The organism is Janibacter limosus (genome assembly GCF_004295485.1).
GTDB classification, from domain to species: domain Bacteria; phylum Actinomycetota; class Actinomycetes; order Actinomycetales; family Dermatophilaceae; genus Janibacter; species Janibacter limosus_A.
This window is the reverse complement of record NZ_CP036164.1, coordinates 3,229,457-3,246,051: the sequence shown is the minus strand read 5'-3', so window position 1 is coordinate 3,246,051 and position 16,595 is coordinate 3,229,457. Positions and strand designations below refer to the sequence as shown.

General features: G+C 72.4%; 14 protein-coding genes. 3 read left to right on the top strand and 11 right to left on the bottom strand.

Annotation, left to right across the window (positions count from 1 at the left end):
- Window positions 1-3: 3 nt before the first annotated feature.
- The 11 genes from EXU32_RS15595 to EXU32_RS15545 form a co-directional block, all read right to left on the bottom strand.
- Window positions 4-1,410 carry a hypothetical protein gene (locus EXU32_RS15595; RefSeq protein ID WP_130630733.1) on the bottom strand — a complete coding sequence of 469 codons (1,407 nt, stop codon included), beginning with the start codon at window positions 1,408-1,410 and terminating at the stop codon, window positions 4-6.
- Window positions 1,411-1,417: 7 nt separating this feature from the next.
- Window positions 1,418-2,134: a hypothetical protein gene (locus EXU32_RS15590; RefSeq protein WP_130630732.1), complete on the bottom strand. Its 717-nt coding sequence runs from the start codon at window positions 2,132-2,134 to the stop codon at window positions 1,418-1,420.
- Window positions 2,131-2,610 carry a hypothetical protein gene (locus EXU32_RS15585; protein ID WP_130630731.1) on the bottom strand — a complete coding sequence of 160 codons (480 nt, stop codon included), beginning with the start codon at window positions 2,608-2,610 and terminating at the stop codon, window positions 2,131-2,133. Before EXU32_RS15585 ends, EXU32_RS15590 begins: the two co-directional genes overlap by 4 nt.
- Window positions 2,610-4,346 (bottom strand): serine/threonine protein kinase, encoded by a 1,737-nt coding sequence (locus EXU32_RS15580; RefSeq protein ID WP_242612817.1) that lies wholly within the window; start codon window positions 4,344-4,346, stop codon window positions 2,610-2,612. Before EXU32_RS15580 ends, EXU32_RS15585 begins: the two co-directional genes overlap by 1 nt.
- A 7-nt stretch (window positions 4,347-4,353) precedes the next feature.
- Window positions 4,354-6,315, bottom strand: coding sequence for an FHA domain-containing protein (locus EXU32_RS15575; RefSeq protein WP_130630730.1), 1,962 nt, complete (start codon window positions 6,313-6,315; stop codon window positions 4,354-4,356).
- Window positions 6,316-6,317: 2 nt separating this feature from the next.
- Window positions 6,318-7,157 (bottom strand): PP2C family protein-serine/threonine phosphatase, encoded by an 840-nt coding sequence (locus EXU32_RS15570; protein WP_242612816.1) that lies wholly within the window; start codon window positions 7,155-7,157, stop codon window positions 6,318-6,320.
- The gene (locus EXU32_RS15565; RefSeq protein WP_130630729.1) at window positions 7,154-7,627 is read right to left on the bottom strand and encodes a hypothetical protein; all 474 of its coding nucleotides are present in this window, start codon (window positions 7,625-7,627) and stop codon (window positions 7,154-7,156) included. The genes EXU32_RS15570 and EXU32_RS15565 overlap by 4 nt, the downstream gene beginning before the upstream one ends.
- Window positions 7,628-7,640: 13 nt before the next feature.
- Window positions 7,641-8,117 carry a hypothetical protein gene (locus tag EXU32_RS15560; RefSeq protein ID WP_130630728.1) on the bottom strand — a complete coding sequence of 159 codons (477 nt, stop codon included), beginning with the start codon at window positions 8,115-8,117 and terminating at the stop codon, window positions 7,641-7,643.
- Window positions 8,118-8,190: 73 nt separating this feature from the next.
- Window positions 8,191-9,543, bottom strand: coding sequence for a hypothetical protein (locus EXU32_RS15555; protein WP_130630727.1), 1,353 nt, complete (start codon window positions 9,541-9,543; stop codon window positions 8,191-8,193).
- A gap of 126 nt (window positions 9,544-9,669) precedes the next feature.
- Complete coding sequence (locus EXU32_RS15550) at window positions 9,670-11,136, bottom strand: CCA tRNA nucleotidyltransferase (protein ID WP_130630726.1); 1,467 nt, start codon at window positions 11,134-11,136, stop codon at window positions 9,670-9,672.
- 89 nt (window positions 11,137-11,225) lie between these two features.
- A complete protein-coding gene (locus EXU32_RS15545) occupies window positions 11,226-12,179 on the bottom strand; it encodes an esterase/lipase family protein (RefSeq protein WP_130630725.1) in 954 nt (317 codons plus the stop codon).
- A gap of 193 nt (window positions 12,180-12,372) precedes the next feature.
- On the opposite strand from EXU32_RS15545, the gene EXU32_RS15540 reads away from it, so the two are divergent.
- From EXU32_RS15540 to murJ, 3 genes are read left to right on the top strand one after another with little or no spacing between them, the layout of a single operon-like run.
- On the top strand, window positions 12,373-12,855 hold the full coding sequence (locus EXU32_RS15540; RefSeq protein ID WP_130630724.1) for an NUDIX hydrolase: 483 nt from the start codon (window positions 12,373-12,375) through the stop codon (window positions 12,853-12,855).
- Complete coding sequence (locus tag EXU32_RS15535) at window positions 12,828-14,897, top strand: DUF6049 family protein (protein WP_130630723.1); 2,070 nt, start codon at window positions 12,828-12,830, stop codon at window positions 14,895-14,897. Before EXU32_RS15540 ends, EXU32_RS15535 begins: the two co-directional genes overlap by 28 nt.
- Window positions 14,894-16,570 carry a murein biosynthesis integral membrane protein MurJ gene (gene murJ / locus EXU32_RS15530; RefSeq protein WP_130630722.1) on the top strand — a complete coding sequence of 559 codons (1,677 nt, stop codon included), beginning with the start codon at window positions 14,894-14,896 and terminating at the stop codon, window positions 16,568-16,570. Before EXU32_RS15535 ends, murJ begins: the two co-directional genes overlap by 4 nt.
- Window positions 16,571-16,595 lie beyond the last annotated feature (25 nt).

The window sequence follows — 16,595 nt, the reverse complement described above, 5'->3', positions numbered from 1 at the left end:
TCCTCATCCGGATGTCTTCGTGGTCTTCGCGGTGGACTTCTTCGTGCTCGTCTTCGTGGACTTCTTCGCCGTCGACCTGGTGGGCTTCGTGGTCTTCTTCGGCGGTGTGGTCCTCTTCGGCGGTGACACCGACGCGGGCCAGGTGTCGATCCGCAGGTCGCCGGTCAGCGACAGGTCGTAGACGTCACCCGTGTCGAGGTCGTTGAGGAGCAGCTGGCCACGGTTGTGCCGGACCGCGACGCCGTACCGACGCGAGAGGCTTCCGGAGCTGGTCAGCTCACCGGCCGGCGCCTCCTGCGTCCCGCAGGCCGAGCCCCACCGCACCGCGGCGCCGTCGCCCCAGGCGGCGTAGAGGCAGTCCCCGTTGACGGCCGGCGAGGAGATGCGCTGCCGGCGGACGGTCCGCTCGTCGGTGGACAGGCCCGAGACGACGCCTGCGGAGGTGATCCCCTGACCGGAGGCGTCGGTGATGGGCAGGTAGCCGGCCCGCTCCCTCGTCTGGAAGGCGACGACATCGCGGCTCGGCCCGGGCTGCTGGAGGGTGGCCATGGCGAGGGTGACGCCCGCGGTCTGCTGGCTCTCGCCCGGCAGGGCCTGGGCGCCGTCTCGCCCCTCGACGTGGACCTCGCCCTTCTCCAGGTCGAGGACCACCCAGGTGTCACCGACGGCGGTGATGTCCGCGGCGCGTCCGCCGGTGAAGCCGAGGTCGGTGCGCTGCGGCGAGCCGAACCCGGCTCCCTCCGCGGGGATCTCGACGACGGTTCCGGTGTCGGCGGAGACCGCCATGACGTCCCCGTCGAGGTCGACCGTGACCGCCGCGTTGGGGCCCACGGTCGCCAACCCACCGGTGTCCCGGAGGTCCCCGATGGGGGTGCCGCCCTTGGGATCCAGCCGCTTGGCCCAGACCCGACCGGTCGTCTGGTCCACCACGGCCAGGGTGTTGCCGTGCATCGCGGCCAGAGCCGGACGGTGGAAGTCCACCCCGGTGACATAGGTCGGCGGGGGAACCTGGACCACGCCGTCGATGGGTTCCCCGGTCCGCGAGTCGATGGCCACGAGTCGAAGGTCGCTCGTGACACCCACGGCGTTGCGCCCGTCCTGCAGCACGTCGGGCCGCGCCGCTGCCGTGTCGGCGGCGGCAGGGTCGGCCTCCTGCACGACGAGGTCGAAGCCGTGCGCGCCGGTGTTGACCCTGGCCCAGTCGCCCGTGCGGCCACCCGACACCCAGATGCTGCCGTCGGTCAGGGCGACGTCGTGGACGGGCTGGCCGTCGGCACGGACGGCGAGGATCGTGACCACGACGACGAGCACGGCCACGAGGGTCCCCGAGACCGCCCGCAGCCACGTCGGTCGTCGACGTCGCCCGGTCTCGGTGGTCCCCTCGTCCACTCGGATCCCCTGCGTGGTCATCCCCCGGTCAGTCCTCCGCTGCCGGGGGGTCCTCGAGGAGCGCCAAGTCGTCGAGCGTCACCATCCGCGTCGACAGGGCGTGCTCGACGAGGCGTGACTTGCGGTTGCTCGCGAGCTTGCCCGGGCCGCCGTGGAGGCCACGGATGCCGGCATCGGCCAGCTTCTGGCAGACGTTGTCGAGCTTGCGGTTGAACTTCGTGACCTTCCACCCCAGGCGGCCGGCCGCCACGGCGGAGCTCGGGATGGTGCCCTGCCCGGCGCCGTCCCGCCGCAGGAAGTCCTCGCACAGTGCGACGACGAGCAGCTTCTGGTCGGGCGTCAGCGAAACCCGTCCCACGGTCGTCTCCCCGCCCTCCTGCGGCAGCAGCACGTCGTTGTCGATGCTCATGAAGCTCGGGTTGTCCACGAGGACGTCGAAGTCGTAGGTGGTCGGTCCCGCGGTGAACCACACGGTGATCCGCTCGAAGGCGAGCGGGATGCGCGCGCCGGGGCTGAGCCAGGCCTGGAAGAGCCCCTTCTTGTCCGCGACGGTCGCGGTCAACGTGCTGCCGATGTTGGTCAGCCACCACCACCCCCCTTCGTGCGTGACCTGGAGGAAGTGCCGGTGGAGGAAGGGGTTGTCGTCGATCTCGACATCCCCCTCGCGCCCGATCGTCAGGGTCCCGTCACGGGGCGCTGTGTGCAGCTCTCCGCAGAAGTCGACCGTCACCACGCTGTCGCTCATGATTTCCTCACCGTCTCGCACTGCACCTGTGACCATGCGGAGTGCTGCGCTCCGCGAACGACCTGGACCGTGCCGCACTGCTGGACACCCGGCGCCACCCCCAGTCGGAACTCCGTGCCGTCGACGCGCACCGGTGTCCCGGTCACCTTGTCGGGGTCGCCGCCGGTGCGGATCTGGAAGTGGTCGCCCTCCTGCAGCCCCGGGTAGTCGAAGGTGAAGACGAGGGTCTCACCATCGAGCCGCACCCGCAGATCGGGCGCTCCGGCCAGGGCCCCGCCCGGCTGGGTGGCGTTGGTGTGCGTCGACACCGGGTCCTGACCGCCCTCGCGGGTGGCCCACAGGACTCCCCCGATGATGCCGCAGACGAGCAGCACCCCGACGATGCCAGCGACGAGGGGCAGCAGGCCGACCTCGATCCCCGGCGACGGGGGCTGCGACGGTGGGGGCGGTGTGGTGGTGCGCGGACGCGTCGACATCAGCCCTTGTCCTTGCACTGGGTCTCGCTCCACGGGGAGTAGTCCTCACCGCGCTGCACCCTGACCTTGGCGCACTGGCGGGGCGCCGAGCCGAACTCCTGCGAGAAGGAGCCCCTCCCCGTGGCCTCGTCGATGTCGGAGACGCCGTAGGCCGTCGCCTTGTCGATCGCGTCCTGCGACAGCGCCGCCTTGACGAGGTAGCGGTCGCCCTTCTGGTAGCCGGCGTAGTCGATCGTGTACTTGAGCACGGAGCTGTCGACGGCCATGGTGAAGGTCGGCGCGCTGGCGAGCGAGGTGTCCGCCCCGGTGGTCCCCGAGCCGCCGCCCCCACGGTTGTTGAGCGCGAGGGCGGTGCCGACGATGGCGACGAGCAGCAGCACGCCGCACACCCCGGCGATCACCGGCAGCCATCGTCGCGGCGCGGCCTTGGCCGGTGCCGGGCGGTTGCCCGGCGGGCGCGGCCCGGAGAGCTGGCCGGCCGGCGGACCGGACCGCTGCTGCGGCTGCGGACCGGAGAACGCCGCGGGCCGAGGGCCCGACGCCTGAGGGGGCCGAGGGCCAGACGCCTGTGGCGGGCGAGGACCGGATGCCTGTGGTGGACGGGGGCCGGATGCCTGAGGCGGACGCGGACCCGAGAGGTCCGGTGGTGGGGGTTGCCTGCCGTGGCGCGCGACGACACCGTCGGCGATCGGCACCGGGCCGGTGGGTCCGATGCCGCGTCCCCCGCTGAGCTGTCCCCCGATGACGGGCTGCCCGAGCGGGGGCGGAGGCGCGCTCGTCGTCGACCGGGAACCCGACCCGGTGCTGGCGCGCAGCTGGGTACGGTCCCGGGTGGCGCCGAGCGCCCCGGAGTCCCCACTGTGGCCGAGCTCGTCGAGGACGACGATCGCGGTGCGCGAGAAGCGCTCCTCCTGCTCGATCTGCTGGAGGCTGCGGGCGAACTCGATGGCGCTCGCGGGCCGGGCCAGCGGGTTCTTGCTCATGGCCTGGGCCAGGAGCCGCTCCAGCGACTGGGGCACGTCCGCGCGCCCGGTGCTCGGTGGCGGGGTGGACCGGATCCGTGGCATCAGCTCGAAGGCGGAGTTGTTGCCGCCGGGCACCTCGAAGGGAGAGCGGCCCACGAGGAGCTGCCAGAGCGTGGCCGACAAGGCGTAGACATCGGCGCGCGCGTCGCCGTTGCTGTGACCGAAGAGCACCTCCGGCGGGGACCACGGGACCGAGACGCCGAGGTCCTCGTCGACCTCCTCGAGCGCGCCCCCTCGGCCGGCGATGCCGAAGTCGGTCAGTCCCGGGGAGCCGTACTGGCTGACCAGCACGTTGGCCGGCTTGATGTCGCGGTGGATGACTCCGGCCCGGTGGGCCGTCTCGACGGCGCTCGCGAGCTGGATGCCGGTGCGCAGGACCTCCTCGACGGAGAAGCGGGCCGTGCGCGCCCGCTGCGCCAGGTTGGGCGGCGGGTAGTACTTCATCACGAGGAAGGGGCGACCGTCACCGCTCGTCCCGGCGCGGAAGACCTGGACGATGTACGGGTGGTCCGCGAGCTGGGCCATCGTGTTGGCCTCGTCGATGAACTGCTGCTGGATCGTGGGGGTGAGCCCCTCGGTCTTGAGGACCTTGACGGCCACCTTCATCCGCGGCATCTGCTGCTCGTAGAGGTAGACGTCGGCGTACCCGCCCGAGCCGAGCGGCTGGACGTAATCGAGCCCTTCGAGATCGGGCGGGATCGCGCTGCTCACTCAGGCATCATCCCGTGACTTCGAAGACCATGGAGACCTGGTCGGCGAGGGTGATGGTCGTGCCCGGCTCGATGGTCTGCTGGTCGCCGGGGCGCACCCGGATCGGGGAGGACCCCGGCAGGGCCACGGTCGTGCCGTTGGTCGAGCCGAGGTCGCGCACCAGCACGTGCCAGCCGTCGAGCACGATCTCGACGTGGTTGCGGGAGATCTCGTTGTCCGGGCTGGAGATGCGCACGAGGTGCGGTGAGCCCGCGCCGGTATCGGCGGCACGCGGCGCCCGACCGATGAGCACCCCGCGATCGAGGGTCACGACATCACCGGTGGACAGACGCAGCTGGCCCAGCGCGGGGCGCGGGGTCGGCTCCGGCTGCTGCGACGGCAGGTCCTGGCCGCACACCCGGCACCGGGTCGCGTGCGGCGCGTTGTGGTGACCCGAGGAGCACCTGACCGACAGCACCATGGGTCCGTCACCCTCCGCCCCCTCGGCCGCCGCGGGCTCGGGGTCGGCAGTCTGCGCCGCCCCCGCGTCGGGAGTCGGCAGCGCCGGCAGCCCGAAGGGCATGCCCGGCGCACTCGCCACGGGTCCGGCCACCGGGGCTGCGCCCGCGCCCCAGGGCACCGACGAGATCACTCCCGAGGAGTCGTCGGCCTCGGACGTGGCCGGTGAGGGACCGCTGTCGCCCACCGGGCTGGACGTGCCCGGGGTCTGGGTGCTCGGGGTGCCGCTGCTGGGGGTGCCGCTGCTGGGGGTGCCGCTGCTGGGGGCTGCCTGCGGGACCCGCGAGCCGACGAGGTGCCCGTCCGCGAACTGCGGACGACCGCCTCCGGGCTCGTGCCCCGGCGCGTCGTCACGGGCCGCCTGCACGCGAGCGGGTCCCCCGCCGGCGACCGGTGCTGCGGGCTGGTCGTCGGGGTGGTCCTGGTCGGGCTCCTCGACGAAGGGGGCGCTGCCCGGCATCGGCGGCAGCCCACCGGAGTGGTCCGCCACGGTGGGGCCGGACGGCGTCGGCTCCGGGTGCCCGTCCTCCTCGCTCGGCGGGGCCAGGGTGGCACCGGCCGGGTCCTCGCTCGGCTGGAACCCACCTGCCGCGGCGACGGGGCCGGAGTCGATGGGCGCGTCCTGCGAGGCATCTGCCGCGGAGGCGGCCAGCAGCGAGCTGCGGTGGTGCTGGGTGTTGCCGAAGAGGAAGTCGAAGCTCGGCAGCTCGTCGTCATCGTCGCTCGGGGCATCGAGGGCATCGTCCATCGGCGCGGCGTCCGGTGCTGCGCCATCCTGCGGCTGGTCCGCGACGAGGTCCTGGCCAGCCGGAGCCGGTGTCTCGATGACCTCGGCCTCCTCGACGGGCACCTGGTCGGTGGGCGCCTCGTCGGTGGGCGCCGGCGTGGCCTGCTCCGGTCCTGCCTGCGTGTCGCGACCGAAGACCGAGGGCATCGCCCAGCCGGTCGCACCCGACTGGAGCCCAGTCGCTCCGGGCTCGGCGGGGGTCTCGGGGGCGGGGGCCTCGACGGCGTCGGCGGGCTCCAGTGCCTCGGCCTCGACGGTCGTCTCCGGCTCCCGCGCTGTCTCCGGCTCCGCCTCGATCGCCGCAGGCTCGGCGGCGGTCTCGGGCTCACCGGTCCCGAGGACGACATCGGCGACGTCGCCCTCGAGGTCCTCGTCGGCCCACGGACCGCGGGCCGGCGCGCTCACCGTCTGCGTGCTGCCATCGGTGCGCGTCACGGCCACCGAGGCCGCGCCGCGCACGAGGACCCGACCGGAGGTCTCGTCGACGAGGGCGAAGTCGGGCGTGCGACGGATCCCCCCGGTGCTCAGCTCGTCGGTCACCACGTCGGTGGGGTCGTCACCGTCGGCGCCCGCCAGGGCGGCCTCCAGCCGAGCGGCGAGGGAGTCATCCCCCTTCGCCAGCAGGTGGATCCCGTCACGGGCGATCTCGATCCAGCCCTCGCGGCTCTCGATCCTCGTCTGCATGGTCACTCCTTGTCGCTCAGCTGTCGCCGGGGCGCGGTGTCCTCGCCCGATGCCCGCGGGCTGGTCACCGACAGGTCCTCACCCATGGCGCCGTCGAGGTTGACGACGACCACGGTGACATTGTCACGCCCCCCGGCCTCGACCGCTGCCCGGACGAGCTCCTCGGCCGCGATCTGGGGCTCGGGGTGCTGGTGCAGGATCTCACGCACGCGCTCGTCGGGGAGCTCGTTGGTCAGTCCGTCGCTGCAGATGACGAAGCGCTCCCCGGCGTAGGGCGGGAGAACCCAGACATCGGGCTGATAGGCGTAGTCGGTCCCGAGCGAGCGGGTCACGACATTGCGAGCCGGGTGGACCCGGGCCTCCTCCCGCGTGATGACTCCCGCCTCGACGAGCTCCTGGACCTCGGAGTGGTCGACCGTCACCTGGGTGAGGATCCCGCCGATGGAGCGGTAGACCCGGGAGTCGCCGACGTTGAAGACGGCCCAGTGGTCGGCGCCGCCCGCGGTGACCAGGGCCAGACCGGTCGCGGTCGTGCCCATGCCCTTGTCCTCGGGGTGGGCGTCGACGGCCGCGAGGATCCGCTGGTTGGCCAGGACCAGCTGCCGGGTGATGTCGTCGGCGGTCAGCTCGTTGCGCGTGGCGAGCTCCCGCATCGTCTCGACGACGATGCCGCTGGCGACCTCGCCCGCAGCGTGGCCACCCATCCCGTCGGCGACCACGAAGATCCCACCCTCGGCGAGCGCGGAGTCCTCGTTGAGGGAGCGCACCCGACCGGTGTCGGTCGCGGCGCCCACCCGCAGCACCAGTCCCGGCAGCTCGTCGTGGCCGGCCACGGCGCTCACGCGGTGGCCCGGATCGTCCGGAGCACCTGCTGGACCTCGGCATAGGCGCTCTGCGCGTCATTGCCGCCGACCGACCCGGTGGCCTGCAGCAGGTCGACGACCCGCCCCCTTCGCGATCCGGCGAAGAGGTGGATCTGCACGATCGTGCCGATCTGCGGGTCCACCCACGAGACATTGACCCCGACGAAGGGGACGTCCCCCAGCTCGAGCTCGAAGGGCTCGTCGACGCTGCCCTCCTGCTGCTGGGCGACGAACCCGCGCAGCTCCTCCAAGGCGTGGCGCATCGTGAAGTCGGATGTGCGCTGGAATCCCCGGATGACGACATTGGGCGCGAAGCCGTGATCACTGGCGATCCGTCGGCAGGCGAGCAGGGTGCCGCCGACGCGGACCGGTCCCCACGTGGCGGGCACATCGATGGTCACGCCCGGCGGTCCGGGGAAGATCTCGCTCGGGTACGTCAGCTGTGGCATGTGGGGGGCACTCTCAGGGATTGATGCGAAGGGAGTCGACGACGCCGTCGATCGTGCCGTAATCCGTCTCCTTGCGCGCGCCGGCGTACGACCCGGTGATCTGGACGACGTCGAGGACGTCGTTGCTCTTCTGCGCGGTGAACCAGTGGACCTGCCCCACGGTCCCGGCCTCGCCGTCGACGAAGGCGAGGTCGGCGCCGACGAACTCGCGCCCACCGACCTCCTGGTGCTTGAGGACCCCGAGCGTCCCCTCACGTCGCTGGGCGACGTACTCGCCGAGCTCGGCGTGGATCTCGTCGGGACCGAAGGGAGCCAGCCGCTGGTAGAAGCGGACGACGACATTGGCCAGGAAGTGGTCGGCGCCCTGGGCCCCGTCGCGGATCGCGATGAGCGTGTCCGGGGCCCAGACCTGGGTCCAGCCCTCGGGCATGTCGAGGGTCATGCGTGGGGGGCCGGGGACGACCTCGCTGGGATAGCTGATCTGGGTCATGCTGCGCTCCTGTGGGTTCGGGGGCGGCGGCCGTGGTCTGGGGCCCAGCCTGCCATCCCGGGTCGAAGGGGGGTCACCACCAGTTGCCTGGGTTGATCGGGGAGTCCTCGAGCGCCTCGCCCACGTCGGCGAGGCCGTCGACGATCTCGTTGGGCGAGACGGAGACGTCGAGGGACAAGGAGGCGCCGACCCCGAGCGTCGCCCCGATGTCGAAGGAGACGCCGACCCGGTCCATGGACACCTCGGCGCTGGCGTCGGCGTGGGCGCCGATGCCGTACGAGAGCGAGCCGGACGCACCGACGTCGGCCGGTCCCAGGTCCTGGCTGAAGCCACCCTCGACCCGGCCACCGGCGAAGGCCTCGAAGCCGGCCGCGACCTGCGCCCCTGCGGGTCCGAGCTGGGCTCCGGCGTTGGCCTGGCCCTCGGCGCCGACCATGGCCTCCGCCTGCGCGGTGGTGCCGTGGTCGCCGGTCCAGTGGGCCTCGGCCCGGCCCAGGTAGGCCCCGGCCTCGGCATTGGCCTCGATGTAGGCGCCTCGGGTGGCATCGATGCCCATCGAGCCGTCCGTCGAGGCGTCGTAGGAGAGGAACTCCGCGCTGGCCCCGGTCCGGTCATCGCCAGCGTGCGCCTCGGCGACGGCGTCGTGCCCCGAGACGTCCCACAGCTCCTGCTCGACGATCGGCTCGCTCTGGACGTTGTCGAGGATCGCCTGCGTGTTGGAGGCGACCTCGTTGTCGAAGGACCGCTCGGTCGACCACGAGTCACCCCACTCGCCTCGACCGGCCTGGCCGCGGGTGCTCTCGTGCGAGCTCTCCCAGCCGTTGCCGTGGTCGGTGGTGTCGGTCCTCGACACGGTCTCGTTGCCGAAGACGTCCTGGCCGTTGCGCCAGCTGCCGTCCTCCGCCTCCTGCCACGTCTTGCCGGTGAGCGGGTCGTAGTGGTGCTGGGTGTTGTCGTCCCCGCGGTTGGTGCGCACGCCGACGGAGTCGGGGTCACGGCCGAGGATGTCGTACCCGTCCGGGGGCCCGTCGGGCCACCGGCCGTCGTTGGCCGGGCCGTCCTGTCCCTGACCGCGCCCGCCGCTCCGGCCGCCACCGCCTCCTCCTCCGGAGCTGCCACCGTGGCCGCCACCGCCACCGCCACCCGGGCCGGTGCCGTTGGAGGCTGCGTCCTGCTGATCGGCCTGGCGACGCAGCTCCCTGGCCGTCTCTCGAAGCAGCTCGGTGGCGGCACCGATCTGCTTGGCGGCCTGGCTGCGCCAGCGCACGATCAGCTCCTGGCCGTCGGGACCGTCCCAGTTGGAGACCAGGACGTCGGCGCTCGTCGTCCCGGCAGCGACGATCTCACCGAGGCGGATGACCTCGGAGTCGAGCCCGCTGGCGATCTGCCGGACGCGCCCGGGGTCCATCCCTTGGTCGAGGCTCATGGACGGTCTCCCTGGGGGGTCGTGAGGCGGTGTGGTGCACAACTGGGACCAACGTAGGGCGGGGGCCCGGGCTGCGCGATGGGTAGCACTCCCCTCCCGTGCCTGCCACTTCAGCGGCCCGACCGGTCAGTCGCGAGCGGCCCACCACGTGCGCAACCGCCGCGCAGCCTCCTGCTTGTCGAGCGGGCCTTCGTCGAGACGGACCTGCAGCAGGTGACGGTAGGCCTCACCGAGGACGGGTCCGGGGGCGATGCCGAGGACCTCGGCGATCTCGTTGCCGTCGAGGTCGGGCCGGACCTTGCCCAGCTCCTCCTGCTCGAGCAGCTCGTCGATGCGGACCTCGAGGTCGTCGTACGCGCGCCGCAGCCGGGTGGCCTTGCGCTGGTTGCGGGTCGTGCAGTCCGCCCGGGTGAGTCGGTGCAGGCGCTGCAGGTGCGGGCCGGCGTCGGTGACATAACGGCGGACGGCCGAGTCGCTCCACTGCCCGTCGCCGTACCCGTGGAAGCGCAGGTGCAGCTCGACGAGCCGGGCCACCGACTGCGTCGTCGCCTTGTCGAAGCGCAGTGCCTTCAGGCGCTTGGCCGCCAGCTTGGCGCCGACGACGTCGTGGTGGTGGAAGGAGACACCCCCCTTGTCCTCGAAGCGACGGGTGCGTGGCTTGCCGATGTCGTGGAGCAGCGCGGCCAGCCGCAGGACCAGGTCGGGTCGCGGGACCGGGTGGTCCTGCTCGTCGGACCCCGGTCCGGGGACACCCTCGAGGTCGATGGCCTGCTCCAGCACCGTCAGCGAGTGCTCGTAGACGTCCTTGTGGCGGTGGTGCTCGTCGATCTCCAGGCGAAGGGCGGGCAGCTCCGGCAGCATCTGGTCGGCCAGACCGGTGTCCACGAGGACCCTCAGGCCAGCGACCGGGTCCTCGCCGAGGACGAGCTTGACCAGCTCGTCGCGGATGCGCTCCGCCGAGACGATCTGCAGGGTGCCGGCAGCCTCGGTCATCGCCGTGAGGACCTCGGGTGCGGGCACCAGGCCCAGCTGGGCGACGAAGCGGGCAGCCCGCATCATCCGCAGCGGGTCGTCGCTGAAGGAGACCTCGGGAGCCGACGGCGTGCGCAACCGCCGCGCCGCGAGGTCGATGACGCCCCCGTACGGGTCGACCAGGTCGAGGTCGGGCAGGCGCAGGGCCATGGCGTTGACGGTGAAGTCGCGCCGCACGAGGTCGTCCTGCAGGTTGTCGCCGAAGGCCACGACCGGCTTGCGGGTCGTGCCGTCGTAGGCGTCGGCCCGGTAGGTCGTCACCTCGACCGTGTCCGCTCCCTTGCGCGCACCGATCGTGCCGAACTCGCGGCCCATGTCCCAGTGGGCGTCGCCCCAGTCCGCGAGGATCGCCTCCGTCTCCTCGGGGGATGCGGAGGTCGTGAAGTCCAGGTCACCGCTCGTGCGGGCCAGGAAGGCGTCCCGGACCGGACCCCCCACCAGTGCCAGCTCGTGCCCACCCGCGGCGAACCGGTCGCCGAGCTCGGTGAGCACCGGGAGCAACGGCGCCAGGTGGGCCACCGCAGCACGCAGGATCTCGGGAGGCAGAGCGGGGGAGGACATGGGGCCCAAGGTTACGCGGTGGCGGGGTGCGCCGGAGCGCACGACGGCGGCCCACCCCCCACGGGATGGACCGCCGCACGCTCAGCGGATCAGAGGATCGGAGCGTTGGGCAGACAGCGCAGATAACCCCTGCCCTGGGGGTCCAGCGCCCGCTTCGTGATGTCGATCAGCCGGGGGCTCGCGGTCATCGACAGGTGGTCGCTGAAGTCGATGCCGCAGCCGTCCTGGAGGGTGATGTTGCGGACCGTCGCGCCGGGACCCGCCTCGAGGAAGGTGCTGCTGTAGGGCGTGACCACCTCGTCGTAACGGGACGCGACGACCGTGTAGTCGACTCCCGGCACCGTGTCGCCGTCGGCGGTGAGCGCGGTGAGGTAGTCCGAGCCCCGAAGCTGGTCGACGGCCGCCTGGCCGAGCCCGGCCCTGGTGAGGTCGGTCACGCCGACCACACCGGCGATCGTCGAGAGCCCCGACACGGTCGTGCCGTGGTGGGACGCGCCGAACGTCACGACGTCGTCGACACCCGCACCACCGTGCTTCTTGAGCACGTCGGTGATGATCGTGCCGCCCTGCGACCACCCGACCATGTCGACCTTGTCGAAGCCCGTGCGCTCGCGGACGGTCGCGGCGAAGGCGGCGAGCTCGTCGCCGTTGCCGGACAGCCCCGTGGTGCCGTAGACCCCCGGGAGCTGGGCCGCGGCGTCCGTCCCGTCGGTCCCGTAGTTGAAGGAGTAGACGCAGTAGCCCGCCCAGGTGAGCTCCGGCGCCATCCGGGCGAAGGAGTTGTACTGGTTGGCATAGGTGCCGTGCACGAGGACGACCGGCTGGGTGCCGGCCTTGGGGGTGCAGCCCCAGTCATTGGCTCCCCGCGGCTGGGCGTCGGGGTGGATGCCGCCGTACAGCAACGCCGTGCTGAAGTTCAGCTGGTAGGGGCCGGTGACGGCCTCGGTCTGCGTCGCGGCGCCGGCAGGGCCCACTCCCGCGACCGTGAGGGTCAGCGCGGCCGCTCCGGCCGCGGCGAGGAGACGTCGCTGGATCTGCTTCATGGGGACTCCCGGTCTCTGGCGTCGTCGTCGACGCGTGGCCCGACCTCGTTGTCGAGCTACTCGACGGTAGGGCAGTCGCGGGCGTCACGCACGTCGAATGTCGCGGGGGTCACGCGCGTCGAACCTGCGTACGGGGTGGGGGGCCATCCACGCACCCCAGAGTCCTCCCGGAGCGGATGGCTACAGTGACCACATGAGTCACCCCGCTCCCGCCTCCGGACCGCAGCGCCGTCTGCCTGCGGTCGAGGAGCGCAGCGCGGGTGGCGTCGTGGTCGACGTGCACGAAGGGGAGGCCCGGATCGCCGTCATCGCCCGCCGCAACCGCGCGGGACGGCTCGAGTGGTGCCTGCCCAAGGGCCACATCGAGGGCGAGGAGACGCTCGTCGAGACGGCCGCCCGCGAGGTGGCCGAGGAGACCGGCATCGAGGCCAGGGTCCTCGTCGAGCTCGGCACCATCGACTACTGGTTCGCCACGCCCGACCGCAGGATCCACAAGTTCGTCCACCACTACCTGCTCGAGGCCATCGGCGGGTACCTGACGATCGACAACGACCCCGACCACGAGGCCGTCGACGTCGCCTGGCTGTCCCTGCAGGACGCGCCCAGGCACCTGACCTTCCCCAACGAACGACGCATCGCGAGGGAGGCGTGGCAGCGGCTCGCCGGCGACGCCTGAGCGCGGCCACCGCGAGCCTGCTGCTCGCGCTGCTCGTCCTGCTCCCCGTCGCTGCACTCCCGTCCGCCGCGGACCCGGCGTCCATGGCCGCTGACGCGAGTGACGCCGAGCTGACGATCACCTCGATCACGACCGTCGTCGATGGCGACGAGAGCGCGACCGTCCGGGGCACCCTGACCAACCCCGGCACCAGCACCCTCACCCGGCCCAAGGTCTCGCTCGTCCCCGAGGACGCCGGACCCCGTCGGTCCGACATCGCCGAGTGGACCCGCGACAGCACCCCGATCGACGGCACGGCCGTCGACAGCACGACCCTGAAGGACGTACCGGCCGGGGGGTCGACCCCCTTCGTCCTCAGCGTGGACGCGACCGAGCTGATCCCTGGCCAGTCCGCGGGCGCCGCCTGGGTGAGCATCCAGGCCGCCGGCACCGCGGTGCACACCTTCATCGGGGTGCACCGGCGCAAGGAGTACGTCCCGCTACGCCTGCTCTGGGGCATCCCGCTCCTCCTGCCGCCCGACCGACGCCTCTTCGACAACCGTGGCGCCGATCGGGACAAGGCCTGGGAGGCTGCGGTCGGCGACGACTCCCGCCTGGCGGCCCTGACCGCGACGCCCCCGGCGCGGGACGAGGCCTGGCTGCTCGACCCCACCCTGGTCGACGCGCCGCAGGACGCCCCCGACAGCGGCATCAGCACGGCCGAGCGCACGGTGCGCAGCGAGCGCGCGAGCGCGCTGCGCGACCAGCTCGTCGGACCGCAGACACTCGTCCTGCCCGACGCGGACGCCGATGTCGCGGCCGGCGCCGGGTCCGCCCCTGCCCGCCGTCTCGTCCGTGACCGGGTCAAGGAAGGGGTCTCGGTCGCCCAGCAGCTCGGCGCCCGCAGCGACGTGCTGTGGCCGGCCGACGGTCTCGCCACCCAGCAGCGGGCGACGGCGCTGGACGCCTTGCGTCCCGGCGGTGACTCGACGCTCCTCGTACCCGACTCGAGCCTCGCCCCCGGGGTCTTCACCCCCGCCGGCGCCACCCGCACCACGGGCGGCACGCCGCTGGTCGTGCGCGACGGCCCGCTCTCCAGCCTCGTCGAGGGGCTGGGCTCCGCCGACGACGTACTCCTGGCCCGTCAGCAGCTCGTCGCCGAGACGGCATCCGTCCTCGGCGAACGCGCCGGCACCTCCCGCACGCTCGTCATCGTCCCCGACCGGGGTGCGACCCCTGACCCCGAGGCCTGGGAGCGGCTCAGGAACTCCACGGGAGCCATCCCCTGGCTCACCGAGGGGGACCTGACCACTCTCCTCGACGACGACGTCGCGGCGGCCGCACCGGAGCGCACCCCACGCACCGGGTCCCAGATCCAGGCGGCGACGAAGGGGGATCCTCCCCTCCCTGCAGTCCTCACCAGCCAGCGCGCGGCGGACCTCATCAACGACACCGAGGCGATGCTCACCTTCGCCTCCGTACGCGCCGACGGTCCCAGCTGGCGGCGGGAGATGACGCTGGCGATCCGTCAGCTGATGTCCACCCGGTGGCGATCGGATCTCCCGGCCTACAGCATCCTCCACAAGCAGCTCACCACCGAGGTGACCCTCGCCGAGGACGACCTCCAGGTCTCCTCGGGAGACGTCAACTTCTTCGCCGACACCGGGCGGCTGCAGATCACGATCGTCAACCGGACCGACGTCCAGCTGTCCAATCTCGTCGTCCGGCTCGTGCCGGACAGTCCGTCGCTGCGCATCGACGGTGACCCGGACCCCGTGACGATCGGACCGGACGGCCGCCACACCGTGACGGTCAACGCCACCGCCCTGGCCGCCGGTCAGGTACCGGTCCAGGTGAGCGTCGCGAGTCCGAACGGGGAGGAGATCGCCGCCCCGGCCACCCTCCACGTCAAGGTGCGCCCGACCGGCGCGTGGATCTACCGCGTCATCGGGGGCGCCGCGCTGCTCCTCCTGGCGGCCGGGACGTGGCGTACCGTGCGGGGCGGTCGCCGCGCACCTGAGGCGACCTCCACGACCGACGACCCCGAGGACCGTGAGGCATGAGCGAGGCCGCCACCCCCGATGAGGTCCTGGGCGAGCGCACCGGCGATCGACCCAGCCCCGACATCGGGCGCTCGAGCGCGATCATGGCGGCCGGGACGCTCTTCTCGCGGGTGCTGGGGTTCGCCCGCAACAGCCTGACGGCCTACGTCGTCGGCCTGACGATCATCGCCGCCGACGCGTGGAACGCCGCCAACACCCTGCCCAACATCTTCCACCTGCTGATCGCCGGTGGCGTGCTCAACGCGGTGATCGTCCCGCAGATCACGCGGGCCATGCGCGACCACGACGGCGGCCAGACCTACATCAACCGCCTCCTCACGCTGGCCGTGACCGCGCTGGCCGTCATCACGCTGCTCCTGACCCTGGCCGCACCCCTCCTCATCTCTCTCGTCGTCTCGAGCAGCTGGCCGCCCGAGGCCCGCACCCTCGCGACGGCCTTCGCGGTGCTGTGCCTGCCGCAGGTCTTCTTCTACGGTCTCTACACCCTCCTGGGGCAGGTCCTCACCGCGCACCACCGCTTCGGCGCCTTCATGTGGGCCCCGGCCCTGGCCAATGTCGTGGCCATCGGCGGCCTGCTGTGGTTCGTCTTCTCCGACCGACCCCTGCAGGGGTCCGTCTCCTCGTGGGACCCGACGATGATCGCCGTGCTCGGCGGCTCGGCAACCCTGTCGATCGCGCTGCAGGCCTTCGCGCTCATCCCGGCACTGCGCGGGATCGGTCTGCGCTTCCGCCCCGTCTGGGGGCTGCGCGGCAGCGGCCTGCGGGGTGCCTCCCGGATGGCGATGTGGGCCTTCGGCGCGGTGGCCGTGGGTCAGCTGGCCTACCTCGTCAACTCGCGGGTCCTCACCGGGGCGCTGCACGCTGCCGAGGCCCAGGGCGTCGAGGGCGCTGGCCTGACCGCCTACGCCAACGCCTTCCTCCTCTTCATGCTGCCGCACGGCATCATCACGGTCTCGCTCGTGACGGCCCTCTTCACCCGGATCTCCCACGCCGCCCACGACGGCGACACGCCAGCCGTGACGGCCGACCTCCGGCGCGGGTTGACGATGCCGGGCGTCCTCCTCCTGCCGGGCACCGCGGCCATCCTGCTCGTCGCGCCCTACCTGCTCGCGGCGGTCCTGCCCGGCATCCCGCGCGTCCAGGTCGACGCCTCCGTCGGTGTCCTCGTCGCGATGATGCTCGGCCTCGTGCCGTACGGCTGGTTCTTCCTCGTCCAGCGGGCCTACTACGCCTACGAGGACGGCCGCACCCCCTTCCTCCTCCAGCTGCTCGTGACGGCCGTCGCGGTGACCTTCACCATCATCGGCAGCGTCGGTCCCCCCGCACACGCCGCGACCTGGGTCGGTCTGGGCCAGACGGTGTCCAACGTGGTCGCTGCCGTCCTGGGCCTGTGGCTGCTCCGTCGCCGCCTCGGCAGCCTCGGGCTCACCCGGGTCGTGCGCACCTTCGTCCGACTGGGTCTGGCCACCCTCGTCGGGACCGCCGTCGGGTGGGTCGTCCTGCGCGGGCTGGGCCAGGTCGTCGACGGCAGCACGTGGATCGGCTCCGTCGTCCTCACCACGGTCGTCGGCCTCGTCGTGCTCGTCCTGAGCATCGCGATCGCCGCGCGGCTGCGGGTCACCGAGGTCACCGAGACGCTCGAGCCCTTCGCCCGCCGCCTCAGGCGAGGCTGACGCGCCCCGCGCCCGGCTCCCGGCC

Excerpts from the sequence above, each read along its gene's own strand:
- EXU32_RS15555 (WP_130630727.1), bottom strand. The coding sequence starts at position 9,543 with ATGAGCCTCGACCAAGGGATGGACCCCGGGCGCGTCCGGCAGATCGCC.
- EXU32_RS15550 (WP_130630726.1), bottom strand. The coding sequence starts at position 11,136 with ATGTCCTCCCCCGCTCTGCCTCCCGAGATCCTGCGTGCTGCGGTGGCC.
- murJ (WP_130630722.1), top strand. The coding sequence starts at position 14,894 with ATGAGCGAGGCCGCCACCCCCGATGAGGTCCTGGGCGAGCGCACCGGC.
- EXU32_RS15540 (WP_130630724.1), top strand. The coding sequence starts at position 12,373 with ATGAGTCACCCCGCTCCCGCCTCCGGACCGCAGCGCCGTCTGCCTGCG.
- EXU32_RS15545 (WP_130630725.1), bottom strand. The coding sequence starts at position 12,179 with ATGAAGCAGATCCAGCGACGTCTCCTCGCCGCGGCCGGAGCGGCCGCG.
- EXU32_RS15575 (WP_130630730.1), bottom strand. The coding sequence starts at position 6,315 with ATGCAGACGAGGATCGAGAGCCGCGAGGGCTGGATCGAGATCGCCCGT.
- EXU32_RS15595 (WP_130630733.1), bottom strand. The coding sequence starts at position 1,410 with ATGACCACGCAGGGGATCCGAGTGGACGAGGGGACCACCGAGACCGGG.
- EXU32_RS15565 (WP_130630729.1), bottom strand. The coding sequence starts at position 7,627 with ATGCCACAGCTGACGTACCCGAGCGAGATCTTCCCCGGACCGCCGGGC.
- EXU32_RS15585 (WP_130630731.1), bottom strand. The coding sequence starts at position 2,610 with ATGTCGACGCGTCCGCGCACCACCACACCGCCCCCACCGTCGCAGCCC.
- EXU32_RS15590 (WP_130630732.1), bottom strand. The coding sequence starts at position 2,134 with ATGAGCGACAGCGTGGTGACGGTCGACTTCTGCGGAGAGCTGCACACA.
- EXU32_RS15560 (WP_130630728.1), bottom strand. The coding sequence starts at position 8,117 with ATGACCCAGATCAGCTATCCCAGCGAGGTCGTCCCCGGCCCCCCACGC.